The organism is Microbacterium sp. JAI119 (genome assembly GCF_013410135.1).
GTDB classification, from domain to species: Bacteria; Actinomycetota; Actinomycetes; order Actinomycetales; family Microbacteriaceae; genus Microbacterium; species Microbacterium oxydans.
This window is the reverse complement of record NZ_JACCCK010000001.1, coordinates 819383-838691: the sequence shown is the minus strand read 5'-3', so window position 1 is coordinate 838691 and position 19309 is coordinate 819383. Positions and strand designations below refer to the sequence as shown.

Sequence of the window (19309 nt, the reverse complement as noted above, 5' to 3'; positions counted from 1 at the left end):
CGAAGGTCAGCCCTTCGTCGATCCGGCCAGCAGGCCGCGGACGAAGTAGCGCTGCAGAGCGAAGAACACGATCAGCGGCACGATGATCGACACGAAGGCGCCCGCCGTGAGCAGATACCAGTCGTTTCCTCTGGTTCCGGTGATCTCGGCCAGCAGCTTCGTGATCGGCGCGGCAGCTCCATCGGCGAACACCAGTCCGACGAGCAGGTCGTTCCAGACCCACAGGAACTGGAAGATCGCGACGGATGCGATCGCCGGCATCGTCAGCGGCAGCACCACGCGGAAGAAGATCTGGCCGCGGGACGCACCGTCGACGCGGGCCGCCTCGATGATCTCCCCCGGGATCTCCGACATGAAGTTGTGCAGCAGGTAGATCGCCAGCGGCAGCGCGAACATGGTGTGCGCGATCCACACCTGCGCGTAGCCGTCCGACGCGCCGAGCGGCTGCGTCACCTGGAGGCCGAAGAGATTGATCCCTCGCGAGAACGAACTCAGCAGCGGCACCAGGGCCATCTGGATCGGCACGATCTGCAGGGCGAACACGAAGATGAACAGCGCGTTGCGGCCCTTGAAGTCGATCCACGCGAAGGCGTAGGCCGCCATCGAGGCGATCATCAGCGGTACGAGCGTGGCCGGGATCGTGATCGCGATCGAGTTGACGAACGACTCGAGGATCGTGAGCTGCGTCGTGCCGGACTGCAGCACGTCGACATAGTTCTCGACCGTCACCTGCGGATCGGCGAAGAACGTCCACCATCCGCTCGACTGGATCTGATCGCGCGGCCGGAACGAGGAGATGAACAGCCCGAGCGTCGGGATCGTCCAGAGCACCGCGATCACGATGGAGGCGACGGACGCCCAGGGGCGCGACAGCTTCTTGCGAGCGCGTCCCGCGGAGCCTTCGATGCCGCCTCCGGTCGTGATGGCGCGGGTGCTGACAGCGGTTTCGGACTTCACGGTGTCGGTCATCGGATCTCCCGCTGCTTCTTGATCTGGCGTGCGTTGTAGATGACGATCGGCAGCACCAGGATGAACAGGATCACGGAGAGCGCGGCACTGCGTCCGGCCTCGAACTTCGAGAACTGGGTGTACATCTCGTTCGCGAGCACCGAGGTGCCGTAGTTGCCGGCGGTCATCGTCCTGACGATGTCGAACACCTTCAGCGAGGCGATCGAGATCGTCGTCAGCACCACGATCAGTGCGGGGCGGATGGAGGGGATCGTCACCGAGATGAAGCGCTCCCAGGCATTCGCACCGTCGAGCTCCGCCGCTTCGAGCAGTTCCTGCGGCACGCCCTTGATCGACGCGGACAGCAGCACCATGGCGAAACCGGTCTGCACCCAGATGAGCACCACGATCAGGAACAGCGTGTTCCACGGCTCGTTCAGCAGCCACTGCTGCGGCTCACCGCCGAACCACACCATGATCTGGTTGAGCAGACCGATCTGCTCGAACTGGGGGCCGCGGTACTCGTACATGAACCGCCAGATGATGCCAGCCCCGACGAAGGAGATCGCCATGGGCATGAACACGAGGACCTTGTAGATCTTCTCGCCGCGGGTGCGGTCGATGAACACCGCGTAGGCGAGACCGACGATGGTCGACACGGTCGGAACGAGCAGCACCCAGATGATCGTGTTGACGACCGAGGTGATGCCATCGGACTGCGTGAAGATCCACAGGTAGTTGGCGAACCCGACGAAGTCCTTCCCCGACGAGTTCAGGAACGACGAGTACATCGTCTGGATGGACGGCAGGATCAGGCCGACCAGCAGCAGCAGGATGGCTGGTGCCATGAAGGCGACGAGCTGGATCAGATAGCCGGCGCCGTCGCGTGATCGATAGTCGAGCCAGAAGAACAGCGCCCCGACCGCGACCGCCACTCCCATCGCCCAGTAGTAGGAGTTGAAGAACCACATCACGGCGAACGGGATGAGCAGGCACATCGCCAGCCGGATGCCGGTGTAGAGCGCTCCCCTGCGTGGAGCGATGTCCACGAGGAACAGGATGAGCGCCACGACCACCGCGAAAGCGATGACGACGGCGACCGCCTGCAGGATCGGCGGGAGCGAGCCGATCCACTGGAAGAAAATAGTCGCGTTCACGGATTCCCCTTCATCACGCGGAGCGTAACGACGACCGCGCATCGGCGTGCGGCGTCGAGAGATGAGGAGGGCTGCCTCCCAGAGGGCAGCCCTCCTCGTCTATCAGCTGGCGGGCCAGCCCGTCTGGATCTGCGTGAGGACGTCGTCCGTCGGCGTGCCGTTGACCCAGGCCACGATGCCCTTCCAGAACGTGCCGGCGCCGACGGCACCCGGCATCAGGTCGGACGCGTCGAAGCGGAAGGTGGTGTCCGGGTCCTGAAGGATCTTGATGGTCTCCTGCAGGATCGGGTCCTTCGCGTTCGCCGGGTCGAGGCCGTTGTTGGCCGAGGTCACGCCGCCGAGGCTGACGCGGCTGTTCGCCCACTCAGGGCTCGAGAGGTACTCGAGCACCTTCTGGGTGGCCTCGGAGTCGGTGAACGCTCCGACGATCTCACCGGCACCGGTCACGGCCTTGTCGTCGGCGCTCTCACCCGGGAGCATGAACGCCCAGACGTCGCCGTCCTCTGCGACCGTCGTGCCGTCGGGGAAGAAGCCCGAGAGGAACGAGGCCTGGTGCGTCAGCGCGCACTCGCCGGCGGCGAGCTTGGGAGCGACGTCACCGAACGCGGTGGAGTTGATCGAGCGGACGTCACCGAAGCCGGCGTTGACGTTGGCCGGGTTCAGCAGGACCTCGCCGACCGAGTCGAACGCCTGCTTGATCTGCGGGTCGGTGAACTTGACCTCGTTGGTGACCCACTGGTCGTAGACCTCCGGACCGGACTGACGCAGCACGTAGTCCTCGACCCAGTCCGTTCCCGGCCATCCGGTCGCGGTGCCCGACTCGAAGCCGGCGCACCAGGCGGGCGTGCCCGTCGCAGCCTGGATCTTGTCGGTGAGGGCGCTCATCTCATCGAGCGTGGTCGGAACCTCGACGCCCCATTCCTTGAACTTCGCGGGCGAGTACCAGATCCACCCCTTGACGTTGGCCATGAGCGGAGCGCCGTAGAAGGTGCCGTCGACCGTGCCGTAGTTGACCCAGTCCTCGGTCCAGTACTCGTTGGCGTTCTTCTCGACCGCTTCCGGAGCGGGCTTCAGGTAGTCGCGGTCGGCGAAGTCGGCGAACAGGCCCGGCTGCGGGAAGATCGCGATGTCCGGCGGGTTGCCGCCCTGTGCGCGGGTGCCGAGCTGCGTCTCGAAGTCCTGGCTGCCCTCGTACTTGATCGTGATGCCGTTCTCGTCGGCCCAGTCCTTCCAGGACTCCTGGAGGAGCTTCGCCTCATCGTCGACGATCGTGCCGTAGATCGTGACGGTGGCGTCGCCTCCGTCTCCTCCGCCGGTGCTCGGTGCTCCACCGGGAGCCCCGCATCCGGCGAGCGCGATGCCCGCGACCCCCAGCAGGGCGAGCGGCGCGTAACGCCGGGAACGCTGTGACAGAGTCATGTGAATTCTCCTCTTCGAGTACAGGTTCCCGGCTGGTGCGACGCCACCCCGGGGCATCGTTAGGGAACCGATTCCAGGCCAACCTACTGGCGATCAGCATCACCGCACAACACGCTAGGGTCACAAGCTCGCAACCATTCGCGGTGCTCGCATCACACACATGGGAGCGCTCCCTCGCCGAACGCCTGGAACCGGTTCCTTTTTCGCGTGCCGGCGGCTACGCTGTGACGCGGCGCGCACCCTGCGCCGGGTCCACGCAGCCGCGTGATCAGGTCGAGGAGGACCGATGAGCACGATCGCGGACGTCGCGTCACGTGCTGGCGTGTCGAAGGCCACCGCGAGCCGCGCCCTGAGCGGCCGCGGATACGTGTCGACAGCAACCAGGCAGCGCGTCGCGGACGCTGCGCGCGAACTCTCCTACGTCGCCCATTCGTCCGCGACAAGCCTGGCGACGGGGCGCACCCGCACCGTGGGAGTGGTCATGCCCCCGGTGGACCGATGGTTCTTCGCCGAACTGCTCGCCGGAGTGCAGGAGTCGCTCTTCGCTCTGGACTACGACCTGTCGCTGTACGGCGTGCCCGAGGGCTCGAAGACCAGGGAGCGGCTGTTCGAGAGCATCCTCCCCGGGCGCCGCTTCGACGGCATCATCGCGGTCGGCATCCAACCGAGCGCCCGTGAACTCGAGCGACTGCAGCAGGCGGGGCGCCCCCTCGTCAGCGTGGGGCCCTACAGCGAGGGGTCGAGCGCCGTGTCCATCGACGACACCGCCGCCGCGCGTATCGCCACCGAGCATCTCATCGAGCTCGGGCACACCGACATCGCCTTCGTCGGCGGATCGACGGATGCCGCGGAGCTGAGCTTCGGCGATGCACAGCGACTCGACGGCTATCGTGGCGCCCTGCGGGCCGCTGGTCTCTCGGCGCACGCCCGCATCGCCGGCGCGGCCCCGACCATGCCCGGCGGCTATACGGCTGCGGCCGGACTGCTCGGCGACAGACGCCGACGCCCGACCGCGATCGTCGGAGTGTGCGACGAGGCCGCGATCGGCGCGATCATCGCGGCCAGACGTCTGGGGATCGCCGTTCCGACGGAGCTCAGCGTCGTCGGAGTCGACGATCACGAACACGCGGACATGTTCGCGCTGACCACGATCGGCCAGTCGCCGCGTGATCAGGGGAACGAGGCAGTGCGTCTGTTGACCAGACAGATGGAGGATCCCGACGCTCCGCTCGAACGCGTCGACGCGCCATCCGCCCTGGTCGTGCGCAGTTCGACCGCTCCCCCGCGCTGAGCTCGCAGGGCGACGACATCGCGGCGTCGAGGCCGGTGGGACTCCTCGACGGACATCGGTGCGGGCGACCGGGAACGTGTGGAACGCCGGGAACGCGCAGCCATGGAATGCACGGCCATGGAATGCACGGCCATGGAATGCACGGCCATGGAATGCACGGCCATGGAATGCACGGCCATGGAATGCACGAAGGCCCCGGGCGAACCCGGGGCCTTCGATCAGAAACGCGTGAGCGTCGCGATTACTTGAGGGTAACCGTTGCGCCTGCCTCTTCGAGAGCAGCCTTGGCCTTGTCGGCGGTCTCCTTGTTGGCGCCCTCAAGGACGGCCTTCGGGGCACCGTCGACGACAGCCTTGGCCTCGCCGAGACCCAGCGAGGTGAGCTCGCGGACGGTCTTGATGACCTGGATCTTCTTGTCGCCAGCGGCCTCGAGGATGACGTCGAAGGAGTCCTTCTCTTCCTCAGCCTCAGCAGCGCCTGCGCCACCCGCAGCACCGGCGACGGCGACGGGAGCAGCAGCGGTGACCTCGAACTTCTCCTCGAACGCCTTCACGAACTCGTTGAGCTCGATGAGGGTCAGGCCGGCGAACTGCTCGAGCAGTTCCTCGGTGGAAAGCTTCGCCATGATGTATCTCCTAGATAGATGGGGTTTGTAGACGAGATCGCCGGTCGCTTACGCGGCCTCTGCGGTCTCCAGCTTTTCGCGAAGAGCATCGATGGTGGCGGCAGCCTTGCCCATCGTCGCCTTCATCATGCCCGCAGCCTTCGCCAGCAGAACCTCACGGCTCTCCAGCGCGGCGTACTTGTTGACCTCGTCCGCGGTGAGGGCGTTGCCCTCGAAGATGCCGGACTTGATCACGAGAAGCGGGTTGGCCTTGGCGAAGTCACGCAGAGCCTTGGCGGTGGCGACGAAGTCACCGTGCACGAACGCGACGGCCGACGGACCCTTGAGGTCGTCGTCCAGCGCGGAGATGCCAGCCTTGTTGGCGGCGATCTTGGTCAGCGTGTTCTTCACCACGGCGTACTCAGCGTCCTGACGGATGCTGTTGCGCAGCTCCTTGAGCTGGGCAACCGTCAGACCGCGGTACTCGGTCAGCAGAACGGCAGTCGAGTTCTCGAATGACTTCGTGAGCTCGGCGACCGATGCATCCTTCTGCGCCATGGTCACTCCTTGGTGTGTACGAGGCGCCGCACGGTGGTGAGGCGCCGACCTGGACCACCTGCAAAGAGAAAAGCTCCGGCGCAAGCGCACGGAGCTTTGGAAAGTTCGTGTCCTGCGCGGGCCCCTGCGATGCAGAGCTTCGATCCTGTGCACTCACGCGCACACGATGACCAGCGGTCTTCGGTTCCCCACGACTCTACCCCACCCCCGCCTCTCCCCCCAAATCCCCCCAAATCTCCCCTCCCCCGTCCTCCTCCCCCCCCCTCACCCCCTCGTCTCCGCCGAGACCCACGTTCCGTATCGAGACCCACCCTCGGATGCGCGTTAGAGCGTGGGTCTGGGCGATGAGCGTGGGTCTGGGCGATGAGATGGCGTGAGGACGGGCGCACTCCCACCGAGACCCACGCACCCCACCGAGACCCACACCTGGATGCGCGTCCGAACATGGGTCTGGGCGATGAGCGTGGGTCTCGGTGACACACGGGGGCTCGGCGAGCACGAGTGCAGCGTGCGTCAGGGGCGGAGGCCGAACGCACGGAGCCGCGCACCGAGAGCATCCGACGTGACGATGTCCTCGGATCCCCAGCGGACGATCCGCCACCCTGTGACCCCGCGGATCGCATCCTCCCGACGCTTCTCCGCGAGCACCACGGCCTCCGCCGACATCCCTGTGCGCAACGTCGGATCGAGGTACTTTCCTCGCCCGTCGAACTCGCCGAACGTCCGCGCTCCCCGAAAGGCGAAGTCGAGCGAGTACTCCTCGCCGTGCGGTCCGGTGACGCGCGACTGCAGATCGACCTCGGTGAACCCGAGACGGTGAAGGTGCAGACGACTCACGCTCTCTCCGGGCAGCTGAGCGCGGCCATCTGAGAACGCGATCACCTCTCGGGCCTGACGGATGCCACGGTTCGAGAGGGTTTGCGCCCGCCTCCCGAGTTCACTCCGCCACTCTGCGGCGGCCGTATGGTCCTGGTCGTGTCGCCGGACCGCCATTCGCCGTAGCGCCGCGTCGGCGACGGCGATCGCCGCTTCGGGCGTGAGCCGGCATGCCAGATCGAGCACGGTCCTCTCGAGCGAGGTGCATCTGATGCCTTCGACTTCCACGAGGTCGCTATCGCGGAGAGTGAGATCGTGCCTCGCGACACCCCACTGCACTCTGCTGCGACTCGTCGGACCGAGAACAGCGTGAACGTGGGTCGGCGAGGTCCGATAGAGCGGAAGCCCGTGGATGACGGCCGCCGAAGCGAAGCAGAATGTGGCACGGCCACCGGCGGATTCCCGGTGCACGGCGAGCACCTTCAACAGATGACGACTCTCGTCCCAGAGCTGCTCCCACTCCACTGAATCCGCGTACCAGCCGCGACGCACTCGCACGATCGAGCCGTCGTCGACCATGGCCCGGAGCTCGCGCTCCGTCACCCCTCGAGCGAGCACATCGCTTCTGGCGAGAAGGAGCCGGCGCGCTTCCTCGATGGTGATGGTCCTGCGCATGCACTCGATCCTCACCCTTCCCGCAGCCCATCCACACTGCGATGACCAGCGCTTGCCGGAAGTGCGGACAACTCGCTTCATATCCACGCTGTGCAGAACAACAGTCGGCGGTGCACCTGCCTACCTGGCAGTCCCCGGACCCATGCCTATCGTCGAGACCCATGCCCCCGAGCGACTGCGGGCGTGGGTGTCGGCGACAGCCTTGGGTCTCGACGCGGGCGGGGCGGGGGTGGGGAGGGAGGGAGGGGGCGGGGGCGGCGTGTGAGGGCGGAGAGGGTCGGCGGGCGGGGTTAGGGTCGAAGGGTGACCCCGGAACTCTCTGCACGCATCGTCGCGGATTCCCGTGACCGCGTGGCCTGGTTGAGAGCTCGATCCCGGGGCATCACGGCGACCGACGTGGCCGGACTCACCTCCGAGAAGTCGATCGCCAGGGCGGCGGACTCGAAACTCGGTGGCGGACCCCGCTTCGGCGGCAACGCGTACACGGATCACGGCCGCCGACGCGAACCCGAGATCGCGGCCTGGGTGGCGGCCACCCACGGCATCCTCCCCTCGTCCGCGCTGTTCCGCGCCGAAGTCGAGCATCGTCATCTCGCCACACCCGACGGCATCGCGGTCGACGCGGACGGGCGCGTGAAGCTCGCCGAGATCAAGACCACGAACAAGCCTTTCCGCGGCATCCCGCGCACCTACCTCCGTCAGATCTGGTGGCAGCAGCACGTCCTCGGCGCCGAGCGCACGCTGTTCGTGTGGGAGGAGCACGTCGACTTCGCGCCGATCCACGACGAGCCGCGCTGTGTGTGGATCGACCGCGACGACCGCGAGATCGCCAAGCTCGTCGGACTCGCCACCGACCTCATCGATGAGCTCTACCGCCGCACCACAGGCCAGCAGGTTCCGAACCGGATCGTGGACGCCGCCGCCAGCCGCCGAGAGCAGCTTCGAGAGCGCGACGCCTTCCGTGCTCTGGCCCTCGCCGACTGACGAGTTCACCGACTGACGAGTTCGCCGACCGACGAGTTCACCGACCGGCACGACTCACCCGGCACGACTGACTCCCGCCCTGCGTCCGCCGTCCTCAGGTGCAGGTGTTGTTGCCACCGAGGCCCAGCAGACCGCCGACCGCCAGTGTGCGCGTCGCCGCCGGTGACACCCACGACGTTCCCGCGTAGATGCTCTCGACCTTGACGGTGTTCGTCGACCCCAGCAGGCTTCCGAGGAGCGTGTTCAGAAGCCCGGAGCTGATCGTCGACGAGTAGGTGTACGGGCCGGAGCCGCTCTGCGTGACGTTGCTGTTGTCGACGACGACGTTGTTGATCGACAGCCGCTGCTGCACCGTCAGGTACGGCGAGGTCCAGGTGATCGTGAAGCCGGTGAACGTGCCGAGAAAACTCGTGACCGTGCACGAGGTCACCACCGGAGTCGCCAACGTCGACGCCGTGAACGATCGCGTCGCGTACTCGCTGCCGGTGAAGGCGGCATCGGTCATCTGCACCGACGGAGACGAGGCGACGCCGAGGAGCACCGCGAGGCCGACGACTCCGGCGAGGATCCGTGCACGCTCACGAGACCTCATCTCGCACCCCCTGCCCCGAAGCAGCGCGTCGACGGCGGAGCACCAGCACGGCACCGGACCCGATGAGGCCGGCACCGGCTCCGACGATCCACGGCGCCGCGGAGGGAAGTCCCGTCGTCGCCAGGGCACCGTCGGACCCCGCGACCACCGTCTCCCCCGCGCCCTGCGCATGCACGCGGACATCGGTGCTGCCGGCGCCCGAACCGCCCGCGGGATCGAGGACGATGGCGAGGCGGAGGTGTGTCGTCTCGGTATCGGCGACCTGCAGAAGCGGAACCTCGACGCCGTCGCGCGGGATGTCCCACCGTGTGCGCAGGACCGTCGCGTCCACCGGACATCCGCTCTCCGTCCATGCCTCCGCGCACGTCGAGATGTCCAGGAGCAGGTGTGCTTCGCCTGTCGCGCTCACCGCGATCCCGATGACTCCCGGATCCGGCGCGTCAGCACTCACCTCGATGTCCCACTGCACCGGCTGCCCCGGCAACAGGCTGCCTGCCGCTGCCCAGTCCGCGACGGAGACCAGACGGAGAACGGATCCCTGGATGACCTGTGTCGTGGGCGCCGCCCAGGCCGCACCCGGCGTCACGATCACGGCGACAACGAGCAGGACCGCGGCGAGCGCGCGCCTCATGGGCCGTTCCCGTCGGGATCGCGAGCGGCTCGGCGCTGCTCGCGCGGCCAGAAGGCCCATACGACGAGCGACGTCGCCGCGACGGTCAGGACTCCCAGCACCATCGGATTGCCCATCCCGGCGATGATCGACGCGACCCCCGGAACCGCGAAGACCACCTTCCTGACCGAGGAGACCGTGTACGGGAAGGGATCCTCCGCCTCGTTCGCATCCCCTCGCATCGTGATCACCCGCTCCGGCGCACTCGCACCCGCGACGACGGAGGTGACGCGGTGGGTGACGGGAAGCTCCCCCTCGCGGTCGACCGTGACCACATCACCGATGACCACCTCGCTCGCGGGCACGCGCTGCACCACCGCGACGGAACCGGCGGGGATCGTGGGCGACATGGAGCCGGTGCGGAACATGATGAGCGTGATCTGCGCCGTGAAGGCGAGCACGACGAGCAGGATGCAGACGGCGCCGGCGATCGCCGCCGCCCAGAGCAGCACGTCGCCGATCACGCGCCCCGGTCGTATCCGGGAATGTACCCTCGCCGCGGTCGCGTGGGGTTCGACCGCGGCGAGGGACGTCTTGTCCTCCCTCAGGCTCCGCCGTGTGGGGGTCGTCATGTGCTCGTCCTCTCCCTGGCATCGCTGCTACGACGACGTCCCGAGGAACTGCCAGGTCTGCGTCATCGTCAGGCCCTGCGCCGCGTTTGCAGCGGTGAGCGGGAGCGTGACGGCGAAGCAGTAGTTCACTTGTGCGGAACCGTTCGCGGTGACGACCTGCGTCGCGGATCCGCCAGCGGTGAGCGCCGATCCGTCAGCCACGACCGCGGTCCCGGCCGCGTACGTGGTCGCGTTGCAGGTGGTACCGGCGATCGTTCGCACTCCGTAGGTGAGATAGGCGGCGAGTCCCGTTCCCCCCGGAGTCCCCGCCGACAGCTGCAGGGTTCCTGCAACGGACGGGTTCGCTGTCTTGACGCTGAACAACGCATAGGTGGAATTGCCCGGCGCCATGGCGGTCGGAGCGAGCTGGAAGTTCAGGGTCGCGGCCGCGCCGGTGGTCGCGTGGCTCGAGAACGTGGCTCCATCGACGGCTCCGACGATGTCGAACCGGCCCGCGGTGAAGTTCGCTGTTCCGTACTCGGAGTCGTTCCAGGCGGCGAGTGTGGCGGCGGCGCCGATGCCGAGCACGAGCCCTCCCGCGAGAACGGCTCGCAGTCGACGCGATCGAAGTCTCCGCCCCTCCCGCACATCTCTGCGGGTGACCATCACGTACTCAGCTCGTCGACGTGGCCGTGAACTTCCAGGTGGCGTTGGTCACCAGGCTCGGCGTCAGCGACGCATCCGCCGTCACTTTGAAGCAGAGTTGCACGGCCGTACCGGGAGCTGTCGTGGGGCTGCCGACGGCGAGCGGCACCTGCGTCGCACCGGTCTGCGCGTCGAGCGTCGCTCCGGTCGCGATCGGCGTTCCGGTGGCACTCGCCGCGTTGCAGGTCGCGCCGGGTGCGAGCTGATAGATCGAATAGGACAGGTGTCCGGTGTTGGAGCTCGCTGCGGGGTCGGCGGTCGTGCCGTCGGCGACGAGATTGGCTGCCGTCGTCGTCCCGCCGGCCAGACGCACCCAGAATCCGGCGTACACCGAGCTCGTCGGAGACATGTTCCCCACCAGCCCGGCGGGGAGCGTGAACGCGAGCGTGGCTGCACTGCCTGCGGAGTTGTGGTCGGCATACGTGGTGCCGTCCGTCGATCCTTGGAGGTTGAAGGCGCCGGCGGTGAACGTGCCGTTCGCGAACTCGGAGTCGTTCCACACCGCGAGCGTCACCGCTGTGCCGATGCCGAGCACGAGCCCTCCCGCCAGTACCGCGAGGACCTTGCGCTGGGTTGCCTTGGTTGCCATGTCGTTTCCCCCTCAGGAACTTCGAGAACCGCGTGAATGCCTCTGTTCCGGTCCCCCTCAACGACCCCGCATCCGCGCGTTTGCGCCATCCTCTCCCCGCCCCATCCGCAGAACAAGGCGATTTCGCGCAGGAGATTCGCTCATCCCGCGCAGAGTGGAGAGACCTCCGGTAATCGTTGATCTATATCAACGACCAGCGTATAGTTGACGCAGTTCAACCATCTCGCGCGCGCCAGAGCGGTCGCAGCATCCCCTCCTTCTCTCTGCGAAAGGTCAGGCATGACCCCGGATTCTCCTGTCAAGATGACGCATCGCCAGGTGCTCGAAGCCCTCACCGGCCTCCTGCTCGGCATGTTCGTCTCGATGATCGCCACCACGGTGGTCTCCACCTCCATGCCGGTCATCGTGCACGACCTCGGCGGCGACCAGGCCGCCTACACATGGGTCATCACCGCGACTCTGCTCACCACCGCCATCTCGACGCCCATCTGGGGCAAGCTCGCGGATCTCTTCAACCGCAAGCTGCTGATCCAGATCGCCATCGTCGTCTTCGTCGGCGCGACGGCTGCCGCCGGCTTCGCGCAGGACACCAACACGCTCATCGCGTTCCGTGCCATCCAGGGCATCGGCGGCGGCGGACTCGCGGCCCTCAGCCAGGTGATCATGGCCGACATCATCAGCCCCCGCGAGCGCGGCCGGTACATGGGCCTGTTCGGCGCCGTGATGGCCGTCGCGACGGTGGGCGGCCCGCTGCTCGGCGGATGGATCACCGATGTCGCGAACTGGCGATGGAACTTCTTCGTCGCCCTGCCTTTCGCGGTCGCCGCCCTCATCATCCTGCAGAAGACGCTCCATATCAGCACCGAACGCACCCGCAAGGTCTCGATCGACTACGTCGGCATCGTGCTGCTCTCCGCGGCCGTCTCACTGATCCTCATCTGGATCACCAACGCGGGATCGACCTTCGACTGGTGGAGCACGGAGACCGTGCTCATGGTCGGCGGAGCGATCGTCTCGGCCATCGCCTTCATCATCGTGGAACTCCGGGTGCGCGAACCGCTGATCCCGCTCACGCTCTTCCGCGGTCGCACCTTCACCCTCTCGGTGCTCGCGTCGATCTCGATCGGCGTCGCGATGTTCGGCACCTCGGTGTACCTCGCGCAGTACATGCAGCTGTCCCGTGGCGCCACACCGACCGAGGCCGGGCTCATGACCCTCCCGATGATGGCAGGGCTCCTGATCGCCTCGATGGTCATCGGCCAGCTCGTCACGCGGTTCGGCAGGTGGAAGGGCTACCTGATCCTGGGCTCCGTGCTGCTGATCGCCGGATCGGTGATGCTGTCGACCCTGCACTACGACACGAACTTCGCCCTCGTCTCGATCTACATGTTCGTGATGGGCGCCGGCGTCGGCATGACGATGCAGAACCTCGTGCTCATCGTGCAGAACGTCGCCAAGCCCAGCGAGATGGGCGTCGCGAGCTCCGGTGTGACCTTCTTCCGCAGCCTCGGCGGCACGATCGGCGTCTCGGTGATGGGTGCCGTGCTCGCGAACAGCCTCACCGGTCTGTTCAGCGACGGCAAGGAGCGCATCGGAGCAGCGATCGCTCAACTGGGTGACAAGGGTGCGGAGGTCGCAGCCCAGCTGTCCAGCGGAACACTGCCGGAGGTGCGCCTGCTCCCCGAACCGGTGCGCTCGATCATCGAGGATTTCTACGCGCAGGCGATCTCGCACGCGTTCCTGATCGGCATTCCGCTCGCCGTGATCAGCCTTGTGGCGATCCTGTTCCTGCCGAACCGCCCGCTGACCACGATGACGACGACCGAGCGCGCCCACGCGGATGCCGCGAAGGAGGACGACGGCCGTGCGGCAGAGGCATCCGACGTCGCGATCGCCGACGCGGAGGCACTCTCCGGCGCTCCGACGACCGGCGCGGTGGGCGTCATCCATCGCGCCGACGACCATGGAGACGCCTCGTCCGATGTCCGACGCTGACTACACCCCCGGCACCGCCCACACCGCGGACGACGCCGACACCCCGGAGGCGCGGGCCGAAGCGGTCCGCGCCCTCGAGGCGGAGTTCGGTGAGCTGATCACGCACTTCCGCCGCGTGATCACCGAGAACGCGAACCGTGTGAGCCCTGGGCTGCTGCCAGGCGCCTACAAGATCTTCACCACGATCGCACGGTGCGAACAGGTGACCGTGTCCGCACTGTCCGAGCGGATGCTCATGGACAAGGGACAGGTGAGTCGGACGGTGCGTGAGCTGGAGGACCTCGGTCTCATCGAACGCACGGCCGACCCCGCCGACGGACGCTCCTCCCTGCTCGAGCTCACGCCGCTCGGCACGGAGAGGCTGTCCGCAGCCCGACTTCCGCAGGAGGGCATGCTGCTGCGCACGCTCCAGGAGTGGAGCCTCGCGGACATCGGGAACCTCACCCGGCTGCTGCACGCCCTCGGGGCCGGGGTGACGCCGCGGACGAGCGCGGCCGACTGAGCGAAGGAGCCCCGAGCACCCGTCGAGCCTCGTCCGCGACCTCAGCGGCGATCGTGTCGAGCAGCTCCGATCGCAGGTTCCACTGCTGCCAGTAGAGCTGCACCCGAAGCACGGGGCCGCCCAGGGGCACGAGTCCACCCGAATCCTGCAGCACCGGCACCATGCCCCACCCGAGCCCCAGAGCGACCGCCAGCGCGTAGTCGTGTGACGCCGGAACGTAATGACGCGGGACGCCCGCCTGCTCGACCGACATCGCCCTGAGCCATTCATGTTGCAGGGTGTCCCTGCGGTCGAAGTCGACGAACGGCGCTCCGGCCAGCGCCGACGAGGTCGCCCCGTCGGGGAACCAGCGTGCGGCGAACTCCCGCTCGGCCATCGCGCGATACTCGAGCACCCCGAGCGGTGACACGGAGCAGCCGGTGACGGGGGTCTCCTCGCTCGTGACGGCCGCCATCACCGCGCCCGATTCGAGCAGGCGGGCCGTGAAGTTCTGATCGTCGCGATGCAGGTCGAAGTCGATGTCGTGCCGTGCGGAGAGTCGCGCGAGCGGGGCCAGGAACCACGTCGCCATCGAGTCGGCGTTCACCGCGAGAGGCACCGTGATGCGTGGAGAGCCGTCCGGGTCGTCGATGCCCACCCCCGCGAGCGCGTCATGCTCCAGCAGGGAGATCTGTCTGGCCAGACGGACGACGGCCTCCCCCGCCTCGGTCAGGCGTGCGGGTTTGGTGCGCACCACCAGGATGCGGCCGAGCTGCTGCTCGAGGGTCTTCAAACGCTGGCTCACCGCGGACGGCGTGATCTGCAGACGCCTCGAAGCCGCGTCCAGCGTTCCCTCATCGACGATCGCGGCGAGGGTGTTCGCGAGTTCCGGGTCGATACGCACATAAGCCAGGCTAATGGTTCCGTAGGAATCTTCGCTTCTCTTCATGTGTGTCCGTTTCTACGCTGGACACATGCTCACGAATCTCGCCGGCCTCGGACTCGGCCTCTCCCTCATCGTCGCCATCGGCGCGCAGAACGTGTTCGTGCTGCGTCAGGGAATCCGTCGCGAGCACGTCCTGGCCGTGGTGATCATCTGCGCGCTCTCCGATGCAGCGCTGATCGCCGCGGGTGTCGCCGGCCTCGGCTTCGTGATCTCCGCCGCACCCTGGCTGGTCGTGGTCGCCCGATGGGCGGGCGCGCTGTTCCTGCTCACCTACGGAGTACTCGCCGCGCGGAGGGCCTGGCGGGGCGGCGAGGAGCTCGACGTCGACGCGGCGGACTCCGCGTCACTCCGCGCCCCGACCGCGGGAGGCACGACGCCCACGATGACCCGCACACGGCTGGCACCGGTCATCCTGACCACCCTCGCGCTCACCTGGCTCAATCCGCACGTGTACCTCGACACGGTGCTGATGCTCGGTTCGATCGCGGCCACCCACGGTGATCAGCGCTGGCTCTTCGCCGTCGGGGCGATGGCCGCGAGCGTGCTGTGGTTCACCGCGTTGGGCTTCGGGGCACGCTATCTCGGACGATGGCTGCGCACCCCACGGTCGTGGCGCATCCTCGACGCCCTGATCGCCGCCGTCATGATCTCGATCGCGATCAGTCTCGTCCTCCCCGTGCTGGGAGCGTGACGGATCAGGAGGCGTCGATCTGAGCGAGACGCGCGCGGACGAGAGTCTCCAGCACTTCGGTCGGGATCGGATGCTCTGGCTGGAACCGGATGGTGCCCTTGTCGACGCTGGCTCCGGGGTGGTTCCCGAGCGCGTCGGCGACGGCCGCCACAGCATCGGGACTGAACGGGTAGACGCCGATGTGCTTCTTGGCCCGCATCACCGAGAGCAGCGGCTTGCCGTGGTGCACGAGCGCCGGCATCCCGTAGCCCTTGCCCTGCTCCGCATCCGGCACCTCCGTACGCGCGACCGCGTAGACACGATCGATCGCGGCCCGATCGGCCGGTTCGAGGTCCGCGAGATAGTCGTCGATGGTGCCCACGAGGGCATCCTCTCACCGATCCACCTCAGAGGCGAGGGTCGCGCGGGCTCAGCGCCTCTGCTCAGGCACGGTGGAGTTCAGGCACCGTGGAGTTCAGGCACCGTGGAGTTCAGGCACCGTGGAGTTCAGGCACCGTCGAGAGGACGCATGATGCGGGTGAGGAACCGCTGCGTGCGCTCGTGCGTGGGTGCACTGAAGAGCTGGGCAGGTGGGCCCTGTTCGACGACGACGCCGCCGTCCATGAACAGCACGTGATCCGCGGCTTCCCGCGCGAAGCTGAGCTCGTGCGTGACCACGGCCATGGTCCAGTTCTCGTCCGCCAGCTCCTTGATGACGAGCAGCACCTCCCCCACCAGCTCGGGATCCAGCGCGCTCGTCGGCTCGTCGAACAGCAGCAGGTCGGGCTTGAGCGCGAGCGCCCGCACGATCCCGACGCGCTGCTGCTGTCCTCCGGAGAGCTGATGCGGCCGGGCGTCAGACTTGTCGGCCAGACCCACGCGATCGAGGAGGATGAGCGCCTCGGCGACGACCTCGGCTCTCGGTCGACCCTGCACGCGCCACGGACCCTCGATGACGTTCTCGAGGACAGTGAGGTGCGGGAACAGGTTGTGGTGCTGGAACACCATCGCCGACCGGTCGCGCAGGGCGAGCCGCTTCTGCTTCTGCACCCGGGGCGAGGGCTTCACCGCGGGGGCGAAGTCGATCTCGGGCCCGCCGTCGACCACGATCGTGCCGGCGTCAGGCGTCTCGAGACCGTTGAGGGCGCGCAGCACCGTGGTCTTGCCGGAACCGCTGGGCCCGATGAGCACGACGACCTCTCCGCGGTGCAGGGTCAGGTCGATCCCCCGGAGCACCTCGTTGTCGCCGAAGCTCTTGCGCAGGCCGCGGGCGGTGAGCAAAGCCTCTGCGGTGTTGTCAGTGCGCGACACGGCTGTCGAGCCTCCTCTCGAGGGCGCTCTGGCCGAACGACAGCACCAGGCAGAGCACCCAGTAGACGAGCGCCGCAGCGAGGTACAGCACCATGAACTCGTACGTCGTCGAGGCGATCTGCTGCGCCACCTTGAACAGCTCGGTGACGAGGATCAGCGACGCGAGCGAGGTGTCCTTGACCAGCGAGATGAAGGTGTTCGACAGCGGCGGGACGGACACGCGCGCGGCCTGCGGCAGGATGATGCGGGTGAGCGTGCGGGTGCGGTTCATGCCCACCGTGTACGCCGCCTCCCACTGCCCCTGCGGGACCGAGAGGATGGCCGCACGCACCACCTCGGCGCCGTAGCCGCCGACGTTGAGCGACAGCGCGATGATCGCGCTCGGCCACGGGTCGATCGTGATCCCGATCGACGGCATGCCGTAGAAGATCACGAAAAGCTGCACCAGCAGCGGCGTCCCGCGGATCACCGAGATGTAGAACCGCGCGATGCCCGAGAGGATCGGGTTCACCGAGATCCTCATCAGCGCGATGCCGATGGCGATGATCAGCCCCAGGGAGAACGACGCCAGCGCGAGCGGCACCGTCGCTGTCAGACCCGCCCAGGCGATCGGCCCGAGCGAGTCGAGGAACAGCTGCCAGGGACTCTCCATCGATTACTGGGAGACGTCTTCGCCGAAGTACTTCTTGCTGATCTCCGCCAGGGTGCCGTCAGCGCGGAGCTCGTCGAGCGCTCCGTCGACGGCCGTGACGAGAGCTTCCTTGTCCTTGGTGAACGCGAACGCCGACTTGCCCGCCTCATCGGTCTCGGCCGCGATCTTCAGTCCGGTCGGGCTGTTGGTGGTCTCGTAGTCGAGGAAGGTGAGCTTGTCGTTGATGGTCGCGTCGACGCGGCCCTGGCGGAGCAACTCGACCGCCTGGGCCCACCCCTCGACACCCTCGACCTTGGCGCCGGACTCGGTGGCGAGGTCGTTCCAGTTGCTGGTGAGGGACTGCGCGGTGGTCTTGCCCTTGAGATCGGCGAAGGACGAGATCGAGTCGTCGTCCTCGGCCACGACGATCACGCCCGGAGAGACGGTGTACGGGGTGCTGAAGAGGTACTTGGCCTCACGCTCGTCGTTGATCGTGACCTGGTTGGCGATCACGTCGAACCGACCGGCGTCGAGCCCCGCGAAGATCGCATCCCACTGGGTCTCCTCGAACTTCACGTCGAGGCCGAGCTTGTCTGCGACGGCCTCGATGATCTCCACGTCGTAGCCGGTCAGGTCGCCCGCTCCGTTGTCGCCGTGGAAACTGAAGGGACGATACGTGCCCTCCGTACCGACGGTGAGGACGCCGTCCTTCGCGAGGCCGTACTCCGAGCTCGCGGAGCTCTCACCGGAGCCCGAGGTGCTCGCGGGAGTGCTGGACCCGCTGCAGGCGGTCAGGACCGCGGCGGCGGCGACGAGTGCGGTGACGGCGATGAGACGACGGGACATGAACCCTCCTGGGGTGTGAAGCGCGGTGCGAGTTTACGCGACCGTCACGGGAACTCCCCCACAGTACGTGGCGCATGTCGGTTCCCCGCATCCGATGACGTTGCGTTTCGCGGTTCCGACGGGACGCAGAAACGCCCCCGGGCGGACCCGGGGGCGTTTCAGAGAGTCAGACTCAGATGGCGTTGACGTCCAGCGGGATGCCGGGGCCGAACGTGGTCGACACCGCACCCTTCTGGATGTAACGGCCCTTCGAGCTCGACGGCTTGAGGCGGACGATCTCCTCGAGCGCTGCGCCGATGTTCTCGTCGAGCTGCTCGGCGGTGAAGGAGGCCTTGCCGACGACGAAGTGCACGTTGGCGTGCTTGTCGACGCGGAACTCGATCTTTCCGCCCTTGATCTCCTCGACGGCCTTGGCCGGGTTCGGGGTCACGGTGCCGGTCTTCGGGTTCGGCATCAGACCACGGGGTCCGAGCACCTTTCCGAGACGACCGACCTGGCCCATGAGCTCCGGGGTGGAGACGGCGGCGTCGAAGTTGGTCCAACCGTCGGCGACCTTCTGGATGAGCTCGGCGCCGCCGACCTCATCTGCACCTGCGGCGATCGCTGCCTCGGCTGCGGGGCCGGTGGCGAACACGATGACGCGGGCGGTCTTACCGGTGCCGTGGGGCAGGATGACGGTGCCGCGCACCATCTGGTCCGCCTTGCGGGGGTCGACGGCGAGCTTCAGCGCGACCTCGACGGTCGAGTCGAACTTCGACGAGCCGGTCTCCTTCGCGAGGGCGACGGCCTCGGTCGGGGTGTAGAAACGGTCTGCCTCGATCTTCTCGGCGGCAGCCTTGTAAGCCTTGGACTTGGTAGCCATGATTATTC

22 protein-coding genes are annotated in these 19309 nt (G+C 67.2%); 5 read left to right on the top strand and 17 right to left on the bottom strand.

All coding sequences use genetic code 11. From position 1 onward, the window contains the following. Positions 1 to 6: 6 nt before the first annotated feature. The 3 genes from HDC31_RS04105 to HDC31_RS04095 all read right to left on the bottom strand — a co-directional run bounded on the left by HDC31_RS04105 (position 7) and on the right by HDC31_RS04095 (position 3524). Positions 7 to 969, bottom strand: coding sequence for a carbohydrate ABC transporter permease (locus HDC31_RS04105; RefSeq protein ID WP_113681356.1), 963 nt, complete (start codon positions 967 to 969; stop codon positions 7 to 9). Further along, entirely contained in the window at positions 966 to 2105 is a 1140-nt protein-coding gene (locus HDC31_RS04100) for a carbohydrate ABC transporter permease (RefSeq protein ID WP_197073161.1), read from the bottom strand. Before HDC31_RS04100 ends, HDC31_RS04105 begins: the two co-directional genes overlap by 4 nt. A 102-nt stretch (positions 2106 to 2207) precedes the next feature. Next, positions 2208 to 3524, bottom strand: coding sequence for an ABC transporter substrate-binding protein (locus HDC31_RS04095; RefSeq protein WP_113681355.1), 1317 nt, complete (start codon positions 3522 to 3524; stop codon positions 2208 to 2210). A gap of 286 nt (positions 3525 to 3810) precedes the next feature. Between HDC31_RS04095 and HDC31_RS04090 the strand changes: the two genes are divergently transcribed. Next, positions 3811 to 4815: a LacI family DNA-binding transcriptional regulator gene (locus HDC31_RS04090; protein ID WP_179515841.1), complete on the top strand. Its 1005-nt coding sequence runs from the start codon at positions 3811 to 3813 to the stop codon at positions 4813 to 4815. Between the two features lie 241 nt (positions 4816 to 5056). Here HDC31_RS04090 and rplL read toward each other — a convergent pair whose 3' ends face one another. The 3 genes from rplL to HDC31_RS04075 all read right to left on the bottom strand — a co-directional run bounded on the left by rplL (position 5057) and on the right by HDC31_RS04075 (position 7468). Beyond that, positions 5057 to 5440, bottom strand: a complete 384-nt coding sequence (rplL, locus tag HDC31_RS04085) for a 50S ribosomal protein L7/L12 (RefSeq protein ID WP_046747880.1) — start codon at positions 5438 to 5440, stop codon at positions 5057 to 5059. A gap of 48 nt (positions 5441 to 5488) precedes the next feature. Then, complete coding sequence (gene rplJ / locus HDC31_RS04080; protein WP_017829129.1) at positions 5489 to 5977, bottom strand: 50S ribosomal protein L10; 489 nt, start codon at positions 5975 to 5977, stop codon at positions 5489 to 5491. 513 nt (positions 5978 to 6490) lie between these two features. Then, positions 6491 to 7468: a hypothetical protein gene (locus HDC31_RS04075; RefSeq protein WP_179515840.1), complete on the bottom strand. Its 978-nt coding sequence runs from the start codon at positions 7466 to 7468 to the stop codon at positions 6491 to 6493. A gap of 303 nt (positions 7469 to 7771) precedes the next feature. Here HDC31_RS04075 and HDC31_RS04070 point away from each other — a divergent pair, with 303 nt between their 5' ends. Next, complete coding sequence (locus HDC31_RS04070; protein ID WP_046747878.1) at positions 7772 to 8452, top strand: YqaJ viral recombinase family protein; 681 nt, start codon at positions 7772 to 7774, stop codon at positions 8450 to 8452. A gap of 94 nt (positions 8453 to 8546) precedes the next feature. Here HDC31_RS04070 and HDC31_RS04065 read toward each other — a convergent pair whose 3' ends face one another. The 5 genes from HDC31_RS04065 to HDC31_RS04045 are packed head-to-tail and all read right to left on the bottom strand — an operon-like array spanning position 8547 to position 11559. Continuing rightward, the gene (locus HDC31_RS04065) at positions 8547 to 9044 is read right to left on the bottom strand and encodes a hypothetical protein (protein WP_113681352.1); all 498 of its coding nucleotides are present in this window, start codon (positions 9042 to 9044) and stop codon (positions 8547 to 8549) included. After that, positions 9031 to 9675, bottom strand: a complete 645-nt coding sequence (locus HDC31_RS04060; RefSeq protein WP_113681351.1) for an LPXTG cell wall anchor domain-containing protein — start codon at positions 9673 to 9675, stop codon at positions 9031 to 9033. Before HDC31_RS04060 ends, HDC31_RS04065 begins: the two co-directional genes overlap by 14 nt. Next, a complete protein-coding gene (locus HDC31_RS04055) occupies positions 9672 to 10286 on the bottom strand; it encodes a signal peptidase I (RefSeq protein ID WP_179515839.1) in 615 nt (204 codons plus the stop codon). Before HDC31_RS04055 ends, HDC31_RS04060 begins: the two co-directional genes overlap by 4 nt. Before the next feature lie 27 nt (positions 10287 to 10313). Then, the gene (locus tag HDC31_RS04050; RefSeq protein WP_061015381.1) at positions 10314 to 10931 is read right to left on the bottom strand and encodes a SipW-dependent-type signal peptide-containing protein; all 618 of its coding nucleotides are present in this window, start codon (positions 10929 to 10931) and stop codon (positions 10314 to 10316) included. 7 nt (positions 10932 to 10938) lie between these two features. Continuing rightward, the gene (locus HDC31_RS04045; protein ID WP_179515838.1) at positions 10939 to 11559 is read right to left on the bottom strand and encodes a SipW-dependent-type signal peptide-containing protein; all 621 of its coding nucleotides are present in this window, start codon (positions 11557 to 11559) and stop codon (positions 10939 to 10941) included. A gap of 279 nt (positions 11560 to 11838) precedes the next feature. On the opposite strand from HDC31_RS04045, the gene HDC31_RS04040 reads away from it, so the two are divergent. Both HDC31_RS04040 and HDC31_RS04035 read left to right on the top strand, forming a co-directional pair. After that, positions 11839 to 13554 carry an MDR family MFS transporter gene (locus HDC31_RS04040; protein ID WP_179515837.1) on the top strand — a complete coding sequence of 572 codons (1716 nt, stop codon included), beginning with the start codon at positions 11839 to 11841 and terminating at the stop codon, positions 13552 to 13554. Then, positions 13541 to 14056 (top strand): MarR family winged helix-turn-helix transcriptional regulator, encoded by a 516-nt coding sequence (locus HDC31_RS04035; protein WP_113681347.1) that lies wholly within the window; start codon positions 13541 to 13543, stop codon positions 14054 to 14056. The genes HDC31_RS04040 and HDC31_RS04035 overlap by 14 nt, the downstream gene beginning before the upstream one ends. Here HDC31_RS04035 and HDC31_RS04030 read toward each other — a convergent pair. Then, positions 13995 to 14939: a LysR family transcriptional regulator ArgP gene (locus HDC31_RS04030; protein WP_179515836.1), complete on the bottom strand. Its 945-nt coding sequence runs from the start codon at positions 14937 to 14939 to the stop codon at positions 13995 to 13997. The two genes, HDC31_RS04035 and HDC31_RS04030, sit on opposite strands and share 62 nt — an antisense overlap. A 70-nt stretch (positions 14940 to 15009) precedes the next feature. Here HDC31_RS04030 and HDC31_RS04025 point away from each other — a divergent pair, with 70 nt between their 5' ends. Next, positions 15010 to 15672: a LysE/ArgO family amino acid transporter gene (locus tag HDC31_RS04025; RefSeq protein ID WP_113681345.1), complete on the top strand. Its 663-nt coding sequence runs from the start codon at positions 15010 to 15012 to the stop codon at positions 15670 to 15672. Between the two features lie 4 nt (positions 15673 to 15676). Here the strand turns inward: HDC31_RS04025 and HDC31_RS04020 are convergent, their stop codons facing one another. The 5 genes from HDC31_RS04020 to rplA form a co-directional block, all read right to left on the bottom strand. Continuing rightward, entirely contained in the window at positions 15677 to 16033 is a 357-nt protein-coding gene (locus HDC31_RS04020; protein WP_113681344.1) for an iron chaperone, read from the bottom strand. Positions 16034 to 16158: 125 nt separating this feature from the next. Beyond that, the gene (locus HDC31_RS04015; RefSeq protein ID WP_113681343.1) at positions 16159 to 16962 is read right to left on the bottom strand and encodes an amino acid ABC transporter ATP-binding protein; all 804 of its coding nucleotides are present in this window, start codon (positions 16960 to 16962) and stop codon (positions 16159 to 16161) included. Next, complete coding sequence (locus tag HDC31_RS04010; protein WP_113681342.1) at positions 16949 to 17614, bottom strand: amino acid ABC transporter permease; 666 nt, start codon at positions 17612 to 17614, stop codon at positions 16949 to 16951. The genes HDC31_RS04015 and HDC31_RS04010 overlap by 14 nt, the downstream gene beginning before the upstream one ends. 3 nt (positions 17615 to 17617) lie before the next feature. Then, entirely contained in the window at positions 17618 to 18439 is an 822-nt protein-coding gene (locus HDC31_RS04005) for an amino acid ABC transporter substrate-binding protein (protein WP_061015299.1), read from the bottom strand. Positions 18440 to 18611: 172 nt separating this feature from the next. Beyond that, positions 18612 to 19301 carry a 50S ribosomal protein L1 gene (gene rplA / locus HDC31_RS04000; protein WP_046747865.1) on the bottom strand — a complete coding sequence of 230 codons (690 nt, stop codon included), beginning with the start codon at positions 19299 to 19301 and terminating at the stop codon, positions 18612 to 18614. Between the last annotated feature and the right edge of the window lie 8 nt (positions 19302 to 19309).